General features: G+C 65.8%; 15 protein-coding genes and 1 pseudogene. 7 read left to right on the top strand and 9 right to left on the bottom strand.

Going from position 1 to position 20,066, the window contains the following annotated elements:
* Positions 1-79: 79 nt before the first annotated feature.
* Entirely contained in the window at positions 80-862 is a 783-nt protein-coding gene (locus tag NDI86_RS07810; RefSeq protein WP_310899855.1) for an HpcH/HpaI aldolase family protein, read from the bottom strand.
* Positions 863-1,097: 235 nt separating this feature from the next.
* Here NDI86_RS07810 and lpdA point away from each other — a divergent pair, with 235 nt between their 5' ends.
* Entirely contained in the window at positions 1,098-2,513 is a 1,416-nt protein-coding gene (gene lpdA, locus NDI86_RS07815; protein ID WP_310899856.1) for a dihydrolipoyl dehydrogenase, read from the top strand.
* A gap of 90 nt (positions 2,514-2,603) precedes the next feature.
* On the top strand, positions 2,604-3,623 hold the full coding sequence (gene gap / locus NDI86_RS07820) for a type I glyceraldehyde-3-phosphate dehydrogenase (RefSeq protein WP_310899857.1): 1,020 nt from the start codon (positions 2,604-2,606) through the stop codon (positions 3,621-3,623).
* A 24-nt stretch (positions 3,624-3,647) separates the two neighbouring features.
* Here the strand turns inward: gap and pyk are convergent, their stop codons facing one another.
* The 5 genes from pyk to NDI86_RS07845 all read right to left on the bottom strand — a co-directional run bounded on the left by pyk (position 3,648) and on the right by NDI86_RS07845 (position 9,174).
* Positions 3,648-5,399 carry a pyruvate kinase gene (gene pyk / locus NDI86_RS07825; RefSeq protein WP_310899858.1) on the bottom strand — a complete coding sequence of 584 codons (1,752 nt, stop codon included), beginning with the start codon at positions 5,397-5,399 and terminating at the stop codon, positions 3,648-3,650.
* A 1-nt stretch (position 5,400) separates the two neighbouring features.
* Positions 5,401-6,597, bottom strand: a complete 1,197-nt coding sequence (gene eno, locus NDI86_RS07830) for a phosphopyruvate hydratase (RefSeq protein ID WP_310899859.1) — start codon at positions 6,595-6,597, stop codon at positions 5,401-5,403.
* A 352-nt stretch (positions 6,598-6,949) separates the two neighbouring features.
* Positions 6,950-8,176: an FAD-dependent oxidoreductase gene (locus tag NDI86_RS07835; protein WP_310899860.1), complete on the bottom strand. Its 1,227-nt coding sequence runs from the start codon at positions 8,174-8,176 to the stop codon at positions 6,950-6,952.
* Between the two features lie 270 nt (positions 8,177-8,446).
* On the bottom strand, positions 8,447-8,854 hold the full coding sequence (locus NDI86_RS07840; protein WP_220589411.1) for an HVO_A0114 family putative DNA-binding protein: 408 nt from the start codon (positions 8,852-8,854) through the stop codon (positions 8,447-8,449).
* Between the two features lie 23 nt (positions 8,855-8,877).
* Positions 8,878-9,174: a toxin-antitoxin system TumE family protein gene (locus NDI86_RS07845; protein WP_310899861.1), complete on the bottom strand. Its 297-nt coding sequence runs from the start codon at positions 9,172-9,174 to the stop codon at positions 8,878-8,880.
* Between the two features lie 517 nt (positions 9,175-9,691).
* Between NDI86_RS07845 and NDI86_RS07850 the strand changes: the two genes are divergently transcribed.
* Complete coding sequence (locus NDI86_RS07850; RefSeq protein ID WP_310899862.1) at positions 9,692-10,957, top strand: Fic family protein; 1,266 nt, start codon at positions 9,692-9,694, stop codon at positions 10,955-10,957.
* A 159-nt stretch (positions 10,958-11,116) separates the two neighbouring features.
* Here NDI86_RS07850 and NDI86_RS07855 read toward each other — a convergent pair whose 3' ends face one another.
* The 3 genes and pseudogenes from NDI86_RS07855 to NDI86_RS07865 form a co-directional block, all read right to left on the bottom strand.
* Complete coding sequence (locus tag NDI86_RS07855) at positions 11,117-11,524, bottom strand: HVO_A0114 family putative DNA-binding protein (RefSeq protein ID WP_417936250.1); 408 nt, start codon at positions 11,522-11,524, stop codon at positions 11,117-11,119.
* A gap of 23 nt (positions 11,525-11,547) precedes the next feature.
* A pseudogene (locus tag NDI86_RS22095) lies at positions 11,548-11,843 on the bottom strand (toxin-antitoxin system TumE family protein).
* A gap of 214 nt (positions 11,844-12,057) precedes the next feature.
* Entirely contained in the window at positions 12,058-13,692 is a 1,635-nt protein-coding gene (locus NDI86_RS07865; protein WP_310899864.1) for an alpha-amylase family protein, read from the bottom strand.
* A gap of 549 nt (positions 13,693-14,241) precedes the next feature.
* Here NDI86_RS07865 and NDI86_RS07870 point away from each other — a divergent pair.
* From NDI86_RS07870 to pstB, 4 genes are read left to right on the top strand one after another with little or no spacing between them, the layout of a single operon-like run.
* Complete coding sequence (locus NDI86_RS07870; RefSeq protein ID WP_310899865.1) at positions 14,242-15,318, top strand: substrate-binding domain-containing protein; 1,077 nt, start codon at positions 14,242-14,244, stop codon at positions 15,316-15,318.
* A 51-nt stretch (positions 15,319-15,369) separates the two neighbouring features.
* The gene (pstC, locus tag NDI86_RS07875) at positions 15,370-16,491 is read left to right on the top strand and encodes a phosphate ABC transporter permease subunit PstC (protein WP_310899866.1); all 1,122 of its coding nucleotides are present in this window, start codon (positions 15,370-15,372) and stop codon (positions 16,489-16,491) included.
* A complete protein-coding gene (gene pstA, locus NDI86_RS07880) occupies positions 16,488-19,136 on the top strand; it encodes a phosphate ABC transporter permease PstA (protein ID WP_310899867.1) in 2,649 nt (882 codons plus the stop codon). Before pstC ends, pstA begins: the two co-directional genes overlap by 4 nt.
* Positions 19,129-20,061, top strand: a complete 933-nt coding sequence (gene pstB / locus NDI86_RS07885; RefSeq protein WP_310899868.1) for a phosphate ABC transporter ATP-binding protein PstB — start codon at positions 19,129-19,131, stop codon at positions 20,059-20,061. Before pstA ends, pstB begins: the two co-directional genes overlap by 8 nt.
* The last annotated feature ends 5 nt before the right edge of the window (positions 20,062-20,066 follow it).

Here is a 20,066-nt window from a genome sequence, read left to right on the forward strand (position 1 = left end):
GGTGTTTCGTTCGCGGCCACTCGTTCCCGAGCGACGGCGCTATCCGGCGGTTCTCCAGGCGAACTGCGGGGGTCCTCACTCACCGCAGTTCGGCCAGCCGACTACTCAGTACCTCCCGCATCGCGCCGGCGTCGCCGCCGATGCGGACGATTTGATAGCCCGCGTCGATGGCCTCCTGGGCCGCCATCGGGTCGTTGCGGATGCGGCCGATGGGGACGTCGGCGTCCAGACACGCATCGAGGGTACGGTCGACGGCCCGCTCGACGGCCTCGTCGGTGTCCGCGAGCGGTTCGCCCCCCGACAGCGACATCGAGAGGTCCGCCGGACCGACGAAGGCGAAACCGAGGTGGGGAACGTCGAGAATCTCTTCGACGTTGTCGACGGCGCGCTGGTTCTCTATCATCGTCCCGACCAGCACCTCCCCGTCCTCGCCGCCGATGAAGCTGTCGACGTAGCCGGCCCACTCGCCCGAGCGGCCGACGCCGACGCCGCGGTCGCCCACGGCCCCGTCGTAGGCGAAGTAGGCGGCCTCGACCGCCGGGCGCAACTGCTCGGCGGTCTCGATGCGGGGCAGCAGGATGGTCCGGACGCCCGCGTCGAGCACCTTCCGGACGAGCGCCGGTTCGGGCTTGGGCAACCGGACCAGCAGTTCGATGTCGCCCGCCTCGGCGGCGCGGGTCAGCTCCGCCAGCGCCGTGCTGTCGTAGGGACTGGGGCCGCCGTGTTCGAGGTCGACCCAGACGTAGTCCAGTCCGATAGCGCCCAGTATCTCGATGGTCGTCGGCGAGTAGGTCGCGGCGCTGGCGCCGAGGACCGTCTCGCCCGATTCGAGCGCCCGCCGGAGCCCGTTCTCGGTTCTCATACCGCTCCCACCGCGGTGGTCCCTGTCGGCGCGCGGGCGTTCACTGCCGGGTCGCTCCGTGGCGACCGGTCGAAACGCCCGCCAGACGCGTTCTCCGTACGTGACATGCGCTAACGTATCAGTGGAACTGACTTAAAATGTCGCCCGAGAGACGGGTCGCGTGACTGTCATCCTCGCACGGACTGCATGTGGCTGGCTCCCAAACCATAATGTGGCCAAAAATGTTACACAAATTATGAGTCTTTCAGACAGCGCGCTCGCGGCGGACCTCGTGGTCATCGGGGCCGGGCCGGGCGGCTACACGGCGGCGATTCGGGGCGCCCAGCGGGGGCTGGACGTGGTACTGGTCGAGCGCGAGACGGTCGGCGGCGTCTGCATCAACCACGGCTGTATCCCGGCGAAGTCACTCATCCACGCCGCCGGCTTCCAGAAGGACATCGAGCACTGGAACGACATCGGCATCGAGACGGGCGAGGTGTCGGTCGACTTCGAGGCCGTCCAGGGCTGGAAGGGAGACGTCGTCGAGCAGTTGACCGACACCATCCGGGCGGGCCTGGACGACCACGACGTGCGACTGCTTCCCGGGACGGCCCGGTTTCGCGACTCCTCGACGGTCGTCGTCGAGGGGTCTCGCGGCGACCGCCTCGTCGAGTTCGACCACGCTATCGTCGCGACCGGCTCCCGGCCGCTCGAACTCCCCGGCCTGGAGTTCGAGCAGGAGGGCGTCATCTCCTCGCGGGACGTCCTCCAACTCGACGCGGTGCCCGACGAACTCGTCGTCGTCGGCGGCGGCTACATCGGGATGGAAGCGGTGACGAAGTTCGCCAAGTTCGGCTCCTCGGTCAGGGTCGTCGAAGCCCGCGACCGCGTCCTGGGGGCGTTCGAGGCGGAGGTCGTCGACGCCATCCAGGAGACCAGCGAGATGTACACCGACGGTATCTACACGAACGCCCTGGCGACGGGGCTGGAACACGACGAGGAGAGCCGGCCGGTACTCGTCGTCGACCACGACGGCACGGAGCGCCGGTTCGCGGCCGACTACGTCATCGTCGCCGCGGGGCGGGACACGACGGCGGCCCGCGAGCGCCTCGACCTGGAGAACACCGAGGTCGAACTGACGGAGACGGGGTTCATCGCGACGGACGACCAGTTGCGGACGGCCGACGAGAACATCTTCGCCGTCGGCGACGCCGCGGGCGAACCGTTCCTGGCCCACGTCGCCTACCGGGAAGGGAAGGTCGCGGCCGCCGCCGCGGCCGGTGAGAACGTCACCGTCGGCGAGCGGTACTTCCCGTCGGTGATGTACACCGACCCCGAGGTCGCGGTGGTCGGGCAGACGGAGGGCGAGGCCCGCGAGACGTACGACGACGTGCTGGTCGGGCGGGTCCCGATGTCTTCCTCGGGGCGGGCCCTCTCGGCCAACAAACCGGCGGGCTACGTGAAGGTCGTCGGCGCCCCCGACGGGACGCTACTGGGCGCACAGATTGTCGGCGCCCGCGCGTCGGACACTATCGCCGAGGCGACGCTGGCGCTGGAACTCGACGCCACCGTCGACGACCTCAGGGGGACCGCCCACGCCCATCCGACGTTCCCGGAGGCGCTGGCCGACGCCGCGGACGACGCCGTCGGCGAGTCCATCCACTCGCACTGACCACCTCGATGGCAGTCACGGCTAGTTTCACGGGCTGGGGATTGCTAACGTATCCAAACAGCTATGGACATTTAGTCTTATAGTCATATCATGCAGTCTACAGACAACGAGGCAGTACGCATCGGACTCAACGGCTTCGGACGCATCGGTCGCACCGTCTTTCGCGCGGCGCTTCACGACGACCGCGTCGACATCGTCGGCATCAACGACGTCATGGACGACGAGGAGATAGCCTACCTCGCGAAGTACGACACCGTGATGGGGACCCTCGACGGCGTCGAACTCCGAGACGGCGAACTGGTCGTCGAGGACGCCGATTTCGCCACGCCCCTGTACGGCGAGACGTCGCCGGCGGACCTCCCCTGGGGCGACCACGAGGTCGACGTCGCTTTCGAGTGTACGGGCATCTTCCGCACCCGCGACGACGCGAGCCAGTATCTCGACGCGGGCGCGGACAAGGTGGTCATCTCCGCGCCGCCGAAAGGCGAAGAGCCGGTCAAACAGATAGTCTACGGCGTCAACGACGACGAGTACGACGGCGAGGACATCGTCTCGAACGCCTCCTGTACCACCAACTCCATCGCGCCCGTGGTCCACGTCCTCGACGAGCAGTTCGGTATCGAGACCGGGCAACTGACGACCGTCCACGCCTACACGGGCTCGCAGAACCTCGTCGACGGGCCAAGCAGTAAACCCCGTCGCCGCCGCGCCGCCGCCGAGAACATCATCCCCACCACGACCGGCGCCGCACAGGCGGTCACCGAGGTCCTCCCGCAACTGGAGGGCAAACTGGACGGGATGGCCATCCGCGTCCCGGTCCCGGCGGGCTCTATCACCGAACTGACGGTCAACCTCGAGGGGGACGTGACCGGGGGCGACGTCAACGCCGCGTTCCGCGAGGCGGCCAACGGCGACCTCGAAGGCGTGCTGGGCGTCACCGACGAGGCGGTCGTCTCCTCGGACATCGTCGGGCTTCCCTTCTCGACGTACGTCGACCTCGACCAGACCAACGTGGTCGGCGGGATGACCAAGATTCTCACGTGGTACGACAACGAGTACGGCTTCTCCAGTCGGATGCTCGACGTGGCCGAGCATATCACCGAGCGCTGACGGGGTGACGGCCGACGCTCGCCGTTACCGCTCGTCCCGGTCGTGCAACGCGTCGTCGTAGATGACGCCCCGCTCGGCGTCGAGGGTCACCACGTCGCCCTCGGTGGCGTCGTCGGAGACGTTCGCGGCCGAGACCATCGGAATCGACAGCTCCCGGGCGACCATCGCCGCGTAGCCGGTCGTGCCCTCGTGGGCGTCGACGATGCCGGCTATCCGGTCGGTGTCACCGGTGAACTCCCCGTCGAAGTGCCGGGGGACGCTGAGTATCGCGCCCTCGGGCACGTCGTCCAGACTTCCGTCGCCGACCCGGTGGAAGGGCCCGGAGACGAGCCCCGGAACCACCGACTGCCCCCGGCCGATAGTCTCGGCGGCGACGTGAATCTTCAGCATGTTCGAGGTGTTGACCCCTTCCAGTTCGGTCATCATCCCCGAGAGGACGACGACGGTGTCGCCGCTCTCGGCCGCGGGCGTCTCCAGGGCCGACTGGACGGCGCTGTTGATGACGGCGCCGGCTCCCTCCGTGGTGTACGGTGCCGTCGCCGGCGTGATACCCCACGAGAGCGTCAAGCGACGGCGGACCGTGTCGTTGGGCGTCGACGCGACGACGGGAATCGAGGGCCGGAACTTCGCGGCCTTCAGCGCCGTGTAGCCCGACTCGCTGGCGGCGACGATGGCGTCCGCGCCGATGTCACGCGCCAGGAACCGCGCCGAGCGCGCCAGCGCGTCGGCCCTTGACTCGTCTGCCACGGGCACCCGCTGTTCGACCGTCTCGCGGTACTCCGGCGCGCTCTCGACGTCCTGGACGATGTTCGCCATCGTCTCGACGACCCGCACCGGATGGTTGCCCATCGCCGTCTCGCCCGAGAGCATCACGGCGTCGGTGCCGTCGAGGACGGCGTTTGCCACGTCGGAGGCCTCCGCGCGGGTCGGCCGCCGGGCCGTCGTCATCGAGTCGAGCATCTCCGTCGCCGTGATGACCGGCACCCCGGCCTCGTTGCACTTGCGGATGATGCGCTTCTGTATCATCGGCACGTCTTCGAGCGGGAGTTCGACGCCCAGGTCGCCCCGAGCCACCATCACGCCGTAGGCGGCGTCGATGATGGAGTCGATGTTGTCGACGGCGATGTCGCGCTCTATCTTCGCGATGATGGGGATGTCGGCCCCGAGGTCGTTCAACGTGGCCTCAATCTCGCGGACGAAGTCGCCGTCGCGGACGAACGAGGCCGCCACGAAGTCGACGCCCTTCTCGGCGGCGACCTCCAGTTCCGTCCGGTCTTTCTCGGTGACCGTGGGTAGCCCCAGTTCGACGCCCGGGACGATGACGCCCTTGCGACCGCCCAGTTTCCCGCCGTTCCCGACCGTGGCTGTGATGGTCCCCCCGTCGACCGACTCGACCGTCGCCGCGATGCGGGCGTCGTCGAGCAGGATGCGGTCGCCCGGTTCCACCGCGGTGATGTCGTGTGAGAGGCCGACCTCCTCGGGTGTAGCTTCACTTCCGACGACGAACCGCACCGTCGACCCGCCCTCTAGCTGGATGGGCTCTTCCAGGGGTGCCGTCCGGACCTCCGGGCCGGGAAGGTCGTGCATCACCGCGACGGGTGCCGCGGTGTTCTCGTCGACCTCGCGCACCCGCTCGATGACGGTCCGGCGGTGTTCGGGTGTCCCGTGGCTCGCGTTCATCCGGGCGACGGCCATCCCCGCCTCGGCCAGCCCGGTCAGCGTCTCCACCGAGTCCGAGGCCGGGCCGATGGTACAGACTATCTTCGCCGAGCGCATCTCAGGCCTGCCCCTCGATGCGCAGCAGTTCGTTCAGCTTCGCGGTCCGCTCGCCGCCCACCGTCCCGGTCTTGATGAAGGGCGCGGCGGCCCCGACCGCGACGTGGGCGATGGTGGTGTCCTCCGTCTCGCCGCTGCGGTGGGAGACGACCGACTCGATGCCGTGTTCGGCCCCCAGTTCGATGGCGTCGACTGCGTCTGTCAGCGTCCCTATCTGGTTTGGCTTGATGAGGATGCTGTTCGAGGAGCCCAGGTCGATGCCCTCCTGTAGTCGCGAGACGTTGGTCACGTAGAGGTCGTCGCCACATATCATCGTCTCCGAACCGACCTCGTCGGTGAGGTCGGCCCACGCCTCGAACGCGTTCTCGTCGAGCGGGTCCTCGACGTACACCAGGTTGTACTCGCGGACCATCTCGGCGACGTACTCGATCTGCTCCGCGGTCGATTTCACCCCGTCGTCGTAGACGTAGTCGCCGTCCTCGTACAGCTCCGCGGCGGCCATGTCCAGCCCGAACCCGATTTCGAAGCCCAGTTCCTCGGAGACGGCCGTGGTCGCCTCGTCGACGATGTCGAACGCTTTCGCGTCGCCGATGGGCGGCGCCCACGCCCCCTCGTCGCCTTTGTTCGTCGGCACGCCCTCGGCCTGGAGCAGTTCCTTGATGCGGTCGTGGACCGCCGCGTTGGCGAGGACGGCGTCCTCGACGCTCGGCGCGCCGACCGGCGCCGAGAGGAACTCCTGGATGTTCGTCGCCTCCGCCGCGTGCTCGCCGCCGCCGATGACGTTGCCAAGCGGCGTCGGCATGTCCTGCCCGCGGAAGGTGCCCCCGAGGTGGCGGTACAGCGGAACCCCGTTGCTGTCTGCGCCCGCCTTCGCCGCGGCCATGCTGATAGCGACGGCCGCGTTGGCGCCTATCTCGGAGAAGTTCTCGGTCCCGTCGGCCTCGTGGAGCGCGGCGTCGACCGCCCGCTGGTCCTCGGCGTCGACCTCGCTCTCAAGCAGGGGCAGCGCCGCTTCCTCGGCCCGCTCGATGGCGTCGGCGGCGTCCAGTTCGATGGCCTCGTGTTCGCCGGTCGACGCCCCGCTGGGTGCCGCCGCACGGCCGAAGCCGCCGCTCGTCGTCGCGACGTCCGCCTCGACGGTCGTGTTCCCTCTCGAATCCAGTACGCGTCGCAGTTCGATGTCAGTGATGCGTGTCATGTGTTCTCCGAACGGGAGACGTGACCGGTGTCGAACGGGTCTATGTAATATCGACACAGCTGAATTTCTCTCCCGTTGTCATACAACTTCAGACAACGCGATGAAAGGTTTTCCGGTGGTTCTGCCCACTCTCAGCCGCTCACATGCCTGTCTCCGTAGCAAGCTAGCCCAGCGGCACCGCGGTCGGCCGCCCGGTTCGTGACGTGTGTCGCTTCGTCTCGGCTTCGCTCACTCCGCGGCTCGCTCGGCGTCGAGGTCACACGGCGACCTCACCTCCCCGCTTCGCCTCGAGGGTACCTTCGCTTCGCCTCGAGGATGCCCTCGCTTCGCCTCGAGGATGCCCTCGCTTCGCTCAGGCATCCTCGCCTACCACGTCCTCGTCGGTCGGACCTTGCCCGTCGAACTCGGCGACGACCTCGTCCAGCCGCTCGGGGTCGTCGACGTGGGGCAGACGCTCGTCGGCGGTCGTCGACTCGGCGTCGACGCCGAGGCGCTCGCAGGCGAGGTCGGCCGCCGCCGCCGCCATCTGCCGGTAGGTGGTCAGCTTCCCGCCGACGATACTGGCCATGTTCTCGACGCCGTCGTCCTCGTGGTCCAGCAGGAAGAACCCGCGCGAGATGCCGCGACCGCCCCGGGCCTGCTCGTCCGGCGCGAACAGCGGCCTGATTCCCCACCAGGTCCGGATTTCGGCGGCGTCCTCGACGGGCGGGAGCATAGCCCCGCACTCCCGTCTCGTCCGGTCCTTCTCGGCCTGGTCGGTCTCGTAGTCGTCGGGGTCGTCGACGTCGATGCTGGTCGTTCCCAACACCACCTCGCCCTCGTGGGGGACGACGATGTCGCCGTCGTCCGGGTCCCGACAGCGGTTCAGCACCGGGCCCAGGTCGTCGTACTCGACGGAAATCATCACGCCACGGTTGGGCTGCATCTCGACCTCTAAGCCGGCCATCTCGGCCAGTTTGCCCGCCCACGCCCCGGTGGCGTTGATAACGTAGTCGGCCGCGATGGTGTCGTCGACCGAGCCGCCGACCTCGACGCCGGTGACGGTCTCGCCGTCTCGCGTGATGCCCTCGACGGGCGCGTGGGTGTGGACCGTCGCGCCGTGGTCGCGGGCGTCGGCGGCGTTGGCCGCACAGAGCCGCGAGGGGTAGATGACCGCGTCGGGAACCTCCATCGCCCGGACCGTCTCGTCGGCCAGGTTCGGCACCCGCTCGCGGGCCTCGTCGCCGTCGATGGTCTCGACTGGGATGCCGATCTCCTCGCAGGCGGCCCGCTTCTCCTCGAAGTAGTCGGGGTCGTCCTCGGCCAACTGGACGAACAGGCCGCCGGTGTCGCGGATACACGCACCCGCGATGTCGCGGAGAATCTCGTTCTCCTCGAGACATTCCTCGGCGCCCACGCGGTCCGCTTCTGCGTAGCGGGCCCCACTGTGGAGCAGTCCGTGGGAGCGACCGGAGGTCCCGCTGCCGATACCGCCGCGTTCGACGAGCGTCACGTCGACCCCGCGGAGTGCGAGGTCGCGAGCGATACCAGCGCCGGTGGCACCGCCACCGACGACGAGTACGTCTGTCTCGTGTGGCATACTCTGCCATTAGGACAATTGACATATCACTTTATCGCCGGTGCTGCAACTGCTAGCTACCCGGCGAGTACGTGGGCTAAGGTACTTTCTGAGGGTCTCCGACGCTGTCGATGGTGGTGTAAGTGGTGGCTCAGTTTGAGTTATCGTCACAAGGGGCTCAGCGGGGGTAACTGCTCGTCATCGCCACCGTCAGAGAATAGATTACCCCCGGTGAAAAATCCGTTTGTTGCCGGCCGTGTGGACCTCATCTTCTGACCTCCAATGGACGACCTACGGCGCAACTGGTGCGTCACTGTCGGTGTCGAGCCCGTGCAACGGGACATCTCCGGAGAATTCGAACTCGTCGTACCAGACCGTCGGTCGTTTTGCCCGCCCTTCGTCTTCCAGTTCGATGAGCCCGTAGTCGGCGAGTTCGTGAACGTTTTCGGTTACTTCCGGGGGATGCCGGTCGACGATACGTGCGAGTTCGCGGATGCTCGCGGGTTCGTATTCGACGATAGCTTCGAGCAGTTCGAGATTCGTGGGCCGGAAGATACGGCCGAACGTTGCGAGGCTCTCGATGCTGAGTCGGGACGGGTTCGGGTCCACCTCTTCGCCGTCGTCGATGGATGCGAGCGTCTCCTCGAGGCCGGTGCGGTTGGGGCGCGTGCCGATCGTGATGTGGAGCGTTTGGGTCATGGATAGTGTATTGCTGTGGGTGGCTACCATTCGATGCGTTTCTCGGGCGGGAGCGCGGCACGCCAAGCCTGATAGAGCGGCTGGAGACCTTCGTATTCGATTTCGAATAGCTGTCCCGCGATATGCAATTCGTGCGGACCGTGATGGTTATCGAAGCGGATGATGGGCTCGTCAGCGCCGGCTTCGCCGTAGTGGAAGGCGTACTTGACACCCTCGGGATACTGGTCGGAGTCGGGCACATCGAGGATGCGTATCCGGACGACAGTTCCGTCGTCATAGGCTTGAATTTCATCTTCCAATACCTCGACCTCGTCTCCCATCGATGATTGTTAGTCTGAATCCTAACAACATGAGTGTTAGGGTGTTGACTAACAGTCTATCAACGAACGGCCCGCCGGCCAAATCGCGATCTGGTGAATACAGAGGGCCTATTCAGCGAAGCGAACTAATCGACAGGCACCCAATCTATTAATAGAAAATAGGTCTCAGCGGGGGTAACTGCTCGTCATCGCCACCATTGGACCGTAGCAGAGCGGGGCTGAAAAGCAGTCCGTTCCTGGAGTGATGTCCACTGGGTGGTTTATACCTCGTTGCATAGTCTCGGACAGTGTCCGGGCTAGCGAAATAGGCCCCCACTGGCGTCGGTGGGGGACCGACGTGTCCCCTCGTACACGACTGAACTGATACCATCGATCTCGGTTTGGACTGCAACAGTCGAAATTCATCACTACGACAATCCCAATTTTCAGAAAGATATTGTCATACTCTCTCTCAAGTGAGGTTGCAGTTCTAATAATATGCAGAAATTTTTAATCAGACCGGGTTCAAGCATGTGCAATGAGAGACGGATACGATCTCCCTTCAACTGCACCCGGGCAGTACATGCCACTCCGGACCGATGAGCATCTCTCGAAGGCGTACTTCCCGGATAAACTTCCTCCGACACTGGAACTACCGGATGCTGTTGTTGCGGAAGTCTCGAGAGCGATGTGGTCCCTCGGTCGGCTAGAGGGGCTCGGCAGTGAGATCGACAATCCCGGCGCTGTGTTCAGTTCGTTTGTCTACAAGGAGGCTGAGCAGTCGTCCCAGGTGGAAGGGACAGCCGTGACTGTGTCTGATCTCTACCGATACGATGTCGACGAACTCCAGATTCGAGAGACAGTCGAGAGTGACCACGAAGCCGATGTGAGAGAAGCTCGAAACTATATCACCGCTCTTGACGATGCTATCTCGTTTCTCCAGACCGCCGGTATCGAACGGCAGAGCATCACGACGGAACTCGTCAAGTCGCTTCATGAGCAGTTACTGATTAAAGGAAGATCAGATGGTGACGACCCACTGCCTGGCGAGTTTCGACCGGGATATACTGCGATAGAAGAGGAGGGGCCGCACGGAATCGGGAAGCAGATTCGGTTCGTTCCTCCGAAGCCAGATATGGTTCCGGGGCTGGTAGACGATTTAGAGCGTTTCGTTCAGCAGGGTTCTGATTGGCCCGATCTAGTCGATATCGCAATCACGCATTATCAGTTCGAAACGATCCATCCGTTCAAAGACGGTAACGGACGGGTGGGACGACTGCTCGTGGTCCTCATGCTCGTCTCAAGTGGATTACTCCACTACCCGATGCTCTATCTCAGTTCGTATATCGAACGACACCGAACTGAGTATGCCGATCGATTGCTTGCTGTGAGTGAAGAGGGTGCCTGGGATGAGTGGCTCCAGTTCTTTCTCCGGGGAATCCGCGAGCAGGCAGAAGAGGCGTTCGTCCGAGCAAAGCTGCTCGTCGACAAGCGAAAAGAGTACGAGTCCCGATATTCGGACGCAGCGAAATCTGTCCGTCGCCTCTCCCTCGCACTGTTCGAAGATCCGTATTTTACTGTCCGAGAAGCTAGCGCACGAATCGACGTTGTCTATCAGACGGCAAACAACGCTATCGAAGCACTCGAAACAGACGGTGTTGTGGAGGAAATAACCGGAAACGATCAGAACCGCGTCTTCAGAGCTGCTGAAATCATGGATATCGTCGAACGGCCTGCGAACCAACTTCCCGAGCCCGGCGTACTTGTCGATGTCGAGCAAGCGTGGAAGCTCCCCGAGCGATAAGAGCATCTATTAATAGAAAACAGGGCTCAGCGGGGGTAACTGCTCGTCATCGCCACCAGCATTACGTTCACCTTCGCCGGTGAAAAATTCGTCTATTAACGAGGAACTGTTACCGAGATTCAAGACCCTACAGCGGGACCGTCTCCAGTGTGAGACGACCTACGGCACAACGGGGGCGTCACTGTCGGTGTCGAGCCCGTGCAACGGGACATCACCGGTGAACTCGAACTCGTCGTACCAGACCGTCGGTCGTTTTGCTCGCCCCTCGTCTTCCAGTTCGATGAGTCCGTAGTCGGCAAGTTCGTGAACGTTTTCGGTTACTTCCGGGGGATGTCGGTCGACGATACGTGCGAGTTCGCGGATGCTCGCGGGTTCGTATTCGACGATGGCTTCGAGCAGTTCGAGATTCGTGGGTCGGAAGAGACGGCCGAACGTTGCGAGGCTCTCGATGCTGAGTCGGGGCGGGTTCGGGTCCACCGCTTCTCCGTCGTCGATAGATGCGAGCCTCTCTTCAAGGCCAGTTCGGTTGGGGCGGGTACCGATCGTGATGTGTAGCGTTTGGGTCATGGATGGTGTATTGCTGTGGTTAGTTACCATTCGATGCGTTTCTCGGGCGGGAGCGCAGCACGCCAAACCTGATAGAGGGGCTGGAGGCCTTCGTATTCGATTTCGAACACCTGTCCCGCGATATGCAGTTCGTGGGGACCGTGATGGTTGTCGAAGCGGATGATGGGCTCGTCAGCGCCGGCTTCGCCGTAGTGGAACGCGTACTTGACACCCCCGGATACTGGTCGGAGTCGGGCAGATCGAGGATGCGTATCCGGACGACAGTTCCGTCGTCATAGGCTTGCATTTCGTCTTCCAACACCTCGACATCGTCTCCTATCGATGGTTGTTAGTCTGGAGCCTCACAATACGTGTGTTAGGGTATAGCCTAACAGTGTAGCGACGAACGGCCCGTCGGTCAAATCGTGATTTGGTCAAGCCGAGACCGACGCGTTCCGCCTCAGTGTGGCCGACGAGATACTCGACCTGCTGGTGGACGCCCACGAGACGGAGTTTTCGGCTCCCAAACTCGTCGACGCGACGGGTGTCGCCCGCTACCGCTTGGCTTCGAGCCAGACGTAGTCACACGGTTCGAGCAGGAAGGTCACGTTGTCGTCCTCGACGTGGCAGCCGCCGGCGCCCACGACTGTCTCCGCCGTCCCGTCCGCCTCGAACTCACAGACGGACTCGCGGTACTCGTCGGCGAAACTGTGCGCACACAGCAGGACCGTCTCCGCCGTCTCGAGACGGTGGACGAAGACGTCCCTGTGTCCGGAGTCGACGATGGTGTACTCGCCCTCGTTTATCTCGGGACGCTCCTTGTGTGCGGCGACGAGTCGCTGGACGCGGGTCAGCAGCGAGTTCGGGTCGTCGCGCTGGGCGGCGACGTTTATGTGCTCGTAGCTGAACCGGCCCTCGTCGACGACGGGGTTGTACAGGTCGCTCGGGTCGGCCGACGAGAAGCCACCGTTCTCGCTGTCGTCCCACTGCATCGGCGTCCGGACGGCCTCCCGTTCCGGCAAGGAGAGGTCCGCACCCATCCCGATTTCGTCGCCGGCGAGCAACACGGGCGTCCCGGGCATCGAGAGCAGCAGGCTGTGGACCATCTCGATGCGGTCGTGGTCGGCGTCGTAGAGGTCCGCCAGCCGGAGTCGGTGGCCGCGGTCGAATATCCACGAGTCGCCGGCGTCGTCCCCGAAGAACTCGCGAGCGAACTCGATGTCCTCGTCGGGGAGTTTGAGCAGGTTCCACTCGTCGTGGTTCCGCAGGAAGGTGGCCCACTGCCCGAGCCCGTCGACGTCGGGCATGAGTTCCTCGGCGCGGTAGAGCGGCCACGTGTCCTTGATGCCGACGCCGTAGGTGAGATGCGCGTTCCCGACGAAGTCGAACATGAGGTCGAACGCCTCGCCGTTGCCGAAGTACTCGGCGAGGTCATCGGGCTGGTCGTCGGCCTCGGCGAGCAGGATGGCGTCGGCCTGTTCCTCGCGGACGACGCGGCGCATCTGCTTGAACAGGTCCATGGGGTCGGCGAGCCGGTGCCCGTGGTGGCCCTTGGGCTGTTGCATCGGGTGGGCGGCGTCGATGCGGAAGCCGTCCGCGCCCTGGCCTAGCCAGAAGCGCAACACGTCGAACATCTCTTCTTGAACAGCGGGGTTGGCGACGTCGAGGTCCGGCTGGTGGCCGTAGAACTGGTGGAAGTAGTGTTTGTCCGCGATGTCGTCGTACGTCCAGACGCCGTCCTCGCGGTCCGGGAAGATGTTTACCGTGTGGTACGCGTCGTCGAGGTGGCTGGTCCACAGGTAGTAGTCGTGGTACTTTGACTCGGGGTCCTCGCGGGCGCGCTGGAACCACTCGTGGTCGGTCGAGGTGTGGTTGAACACGAGGTCCGTCAGGATTCGCAGTCCCCGCTCGTGCGCCCGGTCACACAGCGTTCGGAAGTCGGCCAGCGTCCCCAACCGGTCGTCGACGGCCCGGTAGTCGGCCACGTCGTAGCCGTTGTCCCGGAGCGGGCTCGGATAGAACGGGCGCAGCCAGAGGCAGTCGACGCCCAGGTCCGCCAGGTACTCCAGCCGCTCGACGACGCCGCGGAAGTCACCCCAGCCGTCGCCGTCGCTGTCGTTGAACGTCTTTACGTCTATCGAATATACGACCGCGTCCTCGTGCCATCCGGTGTCCTGGGTTGTCGTCATGCTCGTGGTTCACCTGTGTCGGTCCGCTGTCGCGTTCGGTCGGAACGCGGCCGACGGCCGCCGTGACCGCATCCGCGACGACCCCCGCGTCGCGACCCGTGCTCACCGCGAGCGAGACGGACACTCCCCCAGCGAGATGCCGTTTCTGGCGCCGAATCGCGAGTGGCCGACCGCGCCGCCATCCCGGTAGTCGGCCCCCGAAGCGGCGCAGAACGCAGCATACCTGCTCTATCGTTACCAGTTATAAATAATTTGCAGTTCACTACAACACCTATTGTAAACTCGCTGCCAGTCGAGGAGACGGGGCCAGACAGGACCGGGACAGCGACGCCGGGGGTCGTCTCACGCGGGCACGGGGACTACCAACCAAACACGGCCAGATGGTCACGCTCGGTTCGAACGCCCGACTCGTTGCCGGTCGGTTGTTGCTCCGTAACTCTATATACCGAACTATACCGGTATTTGCACTCGGTATCTAGACCGAGCGCTCATACCCGGCTATACCCCTATTATAAACGAGTTTAATACTCCTTGCGCCTGTATCTGGTGATGACGCAGGACCCACAGCGGCTCTCGGACAGCATCTCACGACGAAAGTTCATCGCGGCGGCCGGCGTCGCCGGTGCCGGTGCGGTCGCCGGTTGTTCGACCGGCCAGAGCTCGGGCGAGAGCGGAACCCCGTCGGGCGCTGTCACACCACTGCAGTCCGGTGGCTCCTCGACGGTGTACCCCATCATGAACAAAGCGGCCTCCTACTGGAGCGCCAACCGGCCCGCGAGCGACTCCGAGTACTGGCCATACGGCGAGTACGACATCGAGACGGACAAGAACCTCGCCGATTACTGGGGCAGCCTCTACGGCTTCGAGGCCAAGGAGGGCGGCGACCCGCCGTTCGAGTTCACCGTCGGGCTCTCCCACTCCGGGACCGGTGTGGAGAAGGTGATGAACGGTCAGCACGACATCGGCAACTCCAGCGGGAACGTCGAGGACGAGCTGCCGGACCGGGACTCCTACGAGAAGTTCATCAACCACGTCGTCGGTGTCGACGGCCAGCCCCTGGCCGTCTCCCAGGAGATAGCCGACGCGGGTGTCGAGAAGATAACCGGCCAGCAGCTCAAGGACCTCTACAAGGGCCGTCTCACAAACTGGAGCGAACTCGGCGGGCCGGACCGCGAGATTCAGGTGCTGGGCCGCGTCAAGGGCTCCGGGACGCGAACCTCGTTCGTCTCGAACGTCTTCGGTGACCCCGAGGCCGAGACCACCGTCGCGAACCGCTTCGGCCAGAACCAGCGTCTCGCGGAGGCCATCGCACAGGCCGACAACGCCATCAGCTACCTCGCGCTGGCGTTCATCGAGACGGACGGCCTCGCCCCCGTCGCTCTGGAGTGGGAGGGGACGACCTACGCCTACCAGGACGACCAGAACGGCCTCGACTCGACGGAGTACCCGCTCTCGCGCGACCTCCACTGTTACACCTGGGACGGCACCTCGAAGAAGGAGGCCGCCATCCTCAACATGGTCCTCTCGGACTTCGGGCAGGACACCTTCGTCGGCCCGAACAACTACTTCAAGCTCGGCGGGCGCCGCCAGCAGGAAGAACTCGACAAGCTGCCCGAACAGGCCTGAGACCGCGAACGCCGTCGTGTGGCCGCTGTCACTTAATTTTCATACAACTACATGATACAAGACGTAGGGAAAAACGTTCGAGAGACACTGTTAGGACGGGATACGGCCGACGGGTCGGCCGTCGCCGTCGGCGCGTCGGCGGCGCTGCTGGTCGCGACCATCGCCGTCTTCCTGGTCGCGCCGGTGTTCGCGCTCCCGACGGTCGGGGCCTTCTGCTTCGTGACCGCGCTGGGCTGGGTCCGGTTCCAGGCCGAGATGGCGCGGTTCCTGACGCTGGTCGCGACGCTGTTGACCGTCCTGACCGTCGCCTTCATCACCGTCTTCCTCTTTGCGAGCGCGCTACCGGCCATCCGCGAACACGGCCTCGGGCTCCTCCTGATACCGATTCAGGACGGCGAAGTCCGGTGGTTCTTCTGGCTGGAGTCGGTCCTCCCGGCCGGCAGTACCTTCTGGAACCCTTCCTCGGGCGCGTACTCGCTGATTCCGATGATATGGGGGACGGTCGTCGTCACCGTCATCGCCGGGGCCGTCGCGGGCCCGCTCGGGCTCTTTGGCGCGCTGTTCATCGCCGAGGTCGCGAGCGACGGGCTGCGCGAACTCATCAAACCCGGCGTCGAGGTGCTGGCCGGTATCCCCTCTATCGTCTACGGGTTCATCGGCTTCCAGGTGCTGAACGGCTTCGTCCAGACCGCCTTCCTGGACGACGGGGCGAGCTTCCTCATCGCGGGGCTGGTCGTCGGTGTGATGGCCCTGCCCACGGTGGTCTCGGTCGGGGAGGACGCCCTCTCCAGCGTGCCCGATAACATGGGTGATGGCTCCATCGCGATGGGCGCGACTCGCTGGCAGACGATGCAGAGCATCTCCATCCCGGCGGCCTTCTCGGGCATCTCGGCTGGCATCATCCTCGGGCTGGGCCGGGCCATCGGCGAGACGATGGCCGTCGCCGCTATCCTGGCCGCGGGGACCCAGTTCGCGAACCCCCTGTTCGACATCTTCGACGCCAACGTGACGCTGACGAGCCTCATCGCCACGCAGTACGGGAGCGCCTCCGAGAGCACCCAGGCCGTGTTGTTCGTCGCCGGCGTCCTGCTGTTCGTCATCGTCGCGGGGATGAGCGTCCTCTCGCTCACCATCGAGCGCCGCATGAAGGCCAAACTCCGGGGGCAGGCATGAGCGAGGCCTACGCCACCGATGCCAGTCTCGTCACCGCCGACTCGAGCGGCTACGACCGTGCGCTCGACGGGACCATCGCGCTCGGAATCGTCGGGTTCGCGCTCGGCCTGCTGACCCTCATCGACCTCGTCGCGCTCGAAAGCGGCGGCGCGGCGCTGGCCGAGACGCTCGCGACGTTGCTGGTCGTCGTCGCCGGTGCCGTCGGCACCGTCGGCCTCTCGTCGTGGGCGAAGGTCACACCAGTCGACTCACAGCGGGTGCGGGGTGTCGCCGGCGGGTTGCTCGTCGCTCTGCTGGGGCTGACGGTGGCCGCCTACGTCCTCCCGGTCAACCTGGCGACGCTGCTGGGCGGCCTGCTGCTCGTCGAGGCCGCCGCCGTCGCCGCCGCCGGCGTCGTCTCGAACGCGGGGCTGGTCGACACCGAACCGAACGCCACCGCCGGCCTGCTGGCGGGCGTCGCCTTCGGGACCTTCGGACTCGTGCTCGGGGCCGTCCTGGGCGGGACGCTGCTGGGCTTCGGTGGGTTCCTGTGGGTCGTCGCGGCCCTGCTCGCCGGCGCCGCGCTGTTCGCGCTCGCCGTCGTCCCCCGCGAGGACCTCGGGTCGACGCTGCCGGCCGCCGTCGTCGTCGGGACGCTCGGCGCCACCGTCGCCACGGCGACCGTCGGGGTCGGCTGGCAGTGGGACCCGGCGGCGGTATCGGGCGGCTTCACCGGCGGGGCGGTCATCCCCGTCTTCTTGCTGTTCGGGACGCTCGTCGCCGCCTGGTCGGCCGCGAAGTGCCGGGCCGGTTTCGGCGCCCGCGGGCGCGAGTACGGGGCCTTCCTCGTCATCAACCTCAACGCCGTCCTGATGGTGGCCATCATGGCGACCATCGTCGTGTTCGTCACCATCAAGGGCGTCGGCTTCGCGTTCCACGGCGCGACCGTCGGCGCGCTGTCGGCGCTCGTCTTGCTGTCGCCGCTGCTCGTCCTCGCCGTCCGGCTGGCCCGTCGGCCCGCCGGGAGCGAGGACTGGCACCGCGGCGCCAGGCAGCTGTTCCGCCTGCTCCCGCTCGCGGCCGTCGGCTCGGTCGCGGCGCTGCTCGCGTCGGTGGTGGCCAGGGGCCAGCCGCTGGACTACGCCTACACCTACACCGTCCTGCAGAACCGCGAATCCGTCGTCCTCGACACCAGCGTCGCGATTACGCCGGAGACGACCGTCGGCTCGCTGGTGCTCGTGGTCCCGGCGCTCCTGCTCTGTGCCTTCTTCTTCCGACAGTACGGCTCGCTGCGAGACGTCGGCTCGACGTTCGAGCGCGCCGAGACGGTCCGCCGGCGGCTCCCGCTGGCCGTCGCCGCCGTCGCGGTGCTGACCGGCGCGCTCGTCCTGCTCGGGGCCGCGCCCTTCGGCCTCCCGCTCGGACTGGTGGTCGGACTCACCGTCGTCGGCGCCGGCGCGGCCGTCGCCGTCGGGCTGGCGGTCCTGCCCCTGGCCGGCCTCCTCGTCGGGTCGGCACCGCTGCCCGAGCGCGCCGTCGACCGGGCGCGGCTGTTCACGCTCTCCGTCTTCGGCGGGCTCCCGCTGCTCGCCGCGGTCACGGTGTTGCAGGCGCCCGCCAGAATCGCCCCTGCTGTACTCGGGCGCGGTATCGTCCCGCTCGCGGCGCTGGTCGGGGCCGTCGCCGCCGCCGCGAGCGCTCTCCTGCTCGCGGTCGCCAAGCGCGACGCCGACGAGACGATTACCCGCCGGCTGCTCGGCGAGGAACTGTCGCTGGCGCTCGCGGCGACGGCGGGCTATCTGGCCCTGCTCGGGGGCCACGTCGCGCTGACGAAGCAGGACTTCGCGCTCGGAATCTCCGTGGCCAACGCCGGCTCGCTGTCGGTGCCGATGGCGATGGAGCCGTACATCCCGCTGGGGGCCGAACCCGGCGGCATCTTCCCGGCCATCGTCGGGACGGTGTGGCTGGTCGTCGGCGCCACGACGTTCGCGGTGCCGCTGGGCGTCGGCGCGGCGGTCTTCCTGACCGAGTACGCCGACCAGGGCCGTCTCACGGCGGTCGTCGAGGTGGCCACCAACGCGCTCTGGTCGACGCCGAGCATCGTCTTCGGCCTCTTCGGCGCGACGTTCCTCATCCCCCGCATCGGCGGCGACGAGTCGCTGCTCGCGGGGATGCTGGTGCTGGGCTTCATGCTGCTGCCGCTGGTGCTCATCACCTCGCGGGAGGCCATCAAGTCCGTCCCCGACGAGTACCGCGACGCCAGCGCCGCACTGGGCGTCAGCCAGTGGGAGACCATCCGCAGCGTCGTCCTGCCGGCGGCGATGCCCGGCGTCATCACCGGCGTCATCCTCGGTGTCGGCCGCATCGCCGGCGAGACCGCGCCGCTCATCCTGGTGCTTGGCTCGACGCTGAACTCGACGGCCGCCGTCGAGGTGCTGAACGGGTTCCGATTCACCACTTCGCCGCCGTTCGTCGCCAACGAGGCGCTGTTGTCGGCCTCGGCGTCGCTGCCCACGCAGGTGTGGGCGGTCATCGCCGCCGGGGTCAGTGGCTCCCCCTCGATGGGGTGGGCGACGGCCTTCATCCTGCTCGTCGTCGTGTTGACCTTCTACGCCGTCGGTATCACCGCGCGAACCTACTTCCGGAGAAAGCTGAACTATGAGTAACGCTCTAAACGACGAAGACCGAGAGGAACAGACCGCAACCGGCGGCGTCGACACCGACGCCGGCGGCGTCACGACCAGCGGCGAGAGCGAGGAGGAGGTCCACGACGAGTGGACCGACTACGAGTTCGACGGCGAGGCCAAACTCTCCGTCACCGACCTCGACGTCTGGTACGGCGACGACCACGCGCTCAAGGGCGTCTCGATGGACATCCCCGAGAACAGCGTCACCGCGCTTATCGGTCCCTCGGGCTGTGGGAAATCTACCTTCCTGCGGTGTCTGAACCGGATGAACGACCGCATCAAGGCGGCCCGCATCGACGGCTCCGTCGAACTGGAAGGCACCGAGATATACGACGCCAACGCCAACCTCGTCGAGTTGCGCAAGCGCGTCGGCATGGTGTTCCAGTCACCCAACCCCTTCCCCAAGTCAATCCGGGAGAACATCTCGTATGGCCCGCGAAAACACGGCGACATCGAGAAGGGGCTGCTGGCGCGACTGTTCGGCCGCGACGACACCGACGAGGAGGCCGACCTCGTCGAGCGGTCCCTGAAGCAGGCGGCGCTGTGGGAGGAAGTCAGCGACCGGCTGGACGACAACGCGCTCGGGCTGTCGGGCGGCCAGCAACAGCGCCTCTGCATCGCCCGCTGTCTGGCCGTCGACCCCGAGGTCATCCTGATGGACGAACCGGCCTCCGCGCTCGACCCCATCGCCACCTCGAAGATAGAGGACCTGGTCGAGACCCTGGCCGAGGAGTACACCGTCGTCATCGTCACCCACAACATGCAACAGGCAGCCCGCATCTCCGACCAGACGGCGGTCTTCCTCACGGGCGGGGAACTCGTGGAGTTCGACGACACGGACAAGATATTCGAGAACCCCGAGAGCCAGCGCGTCGAGGACTACATCACCGGGAAGTTCGGATGAGCGCG

Origin of the sequence: Haloarcula onubensis (genome assembly GCF_031624605.1) — an archaeon.
Taxonomy (GTDB): Archaea; Halobacteriota; Halobacteria; order Halobacteriales; family Haloarculaceae; genus Haloarcula; species Haloarcula onubensis.

What these genes read in the sequence shown, in the direction of transcription:
- pstC (WP_310899866.1), top strand. Translation starts at nt 15,370, where the DNA reads ATGATACAAGACGTAGGGAAAAACGTTCGAGAGACACTGTTAGGACGG.
- lpdA (WP_310899856.1), top strand. Translation starts at nt 1,098, where the DNA reads ATGAGTCTTTCAGACAGCGCGCTCGCGGCGGACCTCGTGGTCATCGGG.
- eno (WP_310899859.1), bottom strand. Translation starts at nt 6,597, where the DNA reads ATGACACGCATCACTGACATCGAACTGCGACGCGTACTGGATTCGAGA.
- NDI86_RS07835 (WP_310899860.1), bottom strand. Translation starts at nt 8,176, where the DNA reads ATGCCACACGAGACAGACGTACTCGTCGTCGGTGGCGGTGCCACCGGC.
- gap (WP_310899857.1), top strand. Translation starts at nt 2,604, where the DNA reads ATGCAGTCTACAGACAACGAGGCAGTACGCATCGGACTCAACGGCTTC.
- pstB (WP_310899868.1), top strand. Translation starts at nt 19,129, where the DNA reads ATGAGTAACGCTCTAAACGACGAAGACCGAGAGGAACAGACCGCAACC.
- NDI86_RS07845 (WP_310899861.1), bottom strand. Translation starts at nt 9,174, where the DNA reads ATGGGAGACGAGGTCGAGGTATTGGAAGATGAAATTCAAGCCTATGAC.
- NDI86_RS07865 (WP_310899864.1), bottom strand. Translation starts at nt 13,692, where the DNA reads ATGACGACAACCCAGGACACCGGATGGCACGAGGACGCGGTCGTATAT.
- NDI86_RS07840 (WP_220589411.1), bottom strand. Translation starts at nt 8,854, where the DNA reads ATGACCCAAACGCTCCACATCACGATCGGCACGCGCCCCAACCGCACC.
- pyk (WP_310899858.1), bottom strand. Translation starts at nt 5,399, where the DNA reads ATGCGCTCGGCGAAGATAGTCTGTACCATCGGCCCGGCCTCGGACTCG.
- NDI86_RS07810 (WP_310899855.1), bottom strand. Translation starts at nt 862, where the DNA reads ATGAGAACCGAGAACGGGCTCCGGCGGGCGCTCGAATCGGGCGAGACG.
- pstA (WP_310899867.1), top strand. Translation starts at nt 16,488, where the DNA reads ATGAGCGAGGCCTACGCCACCGATGCCAGTCTCGTCACCGCCGACTCG.
- NDI86_RS07850 (WP_310899862.1), top strand. Translation starts at nt 9,692, where the DNA reads ATGAGAGACGGATACGATCTCCCTTCAACTGCACCCGGGCAGTACATG.
- NDI86_RS07870 (WP_310899865.1), top strand. Translation starts at nt 14,242, where the DNA reads ATGACGCAGGACCCACAGCGGCTCTCGGACAGCATCTCACGACGAAAG.
- NDI86_RS07855 (WP_417936250.1), bottom strand. Translation starts at nt 11,524, where the DNA reads ATGACCCAAACGCTACACATCACGATCGGTACCCGCCCCAACCGAACT.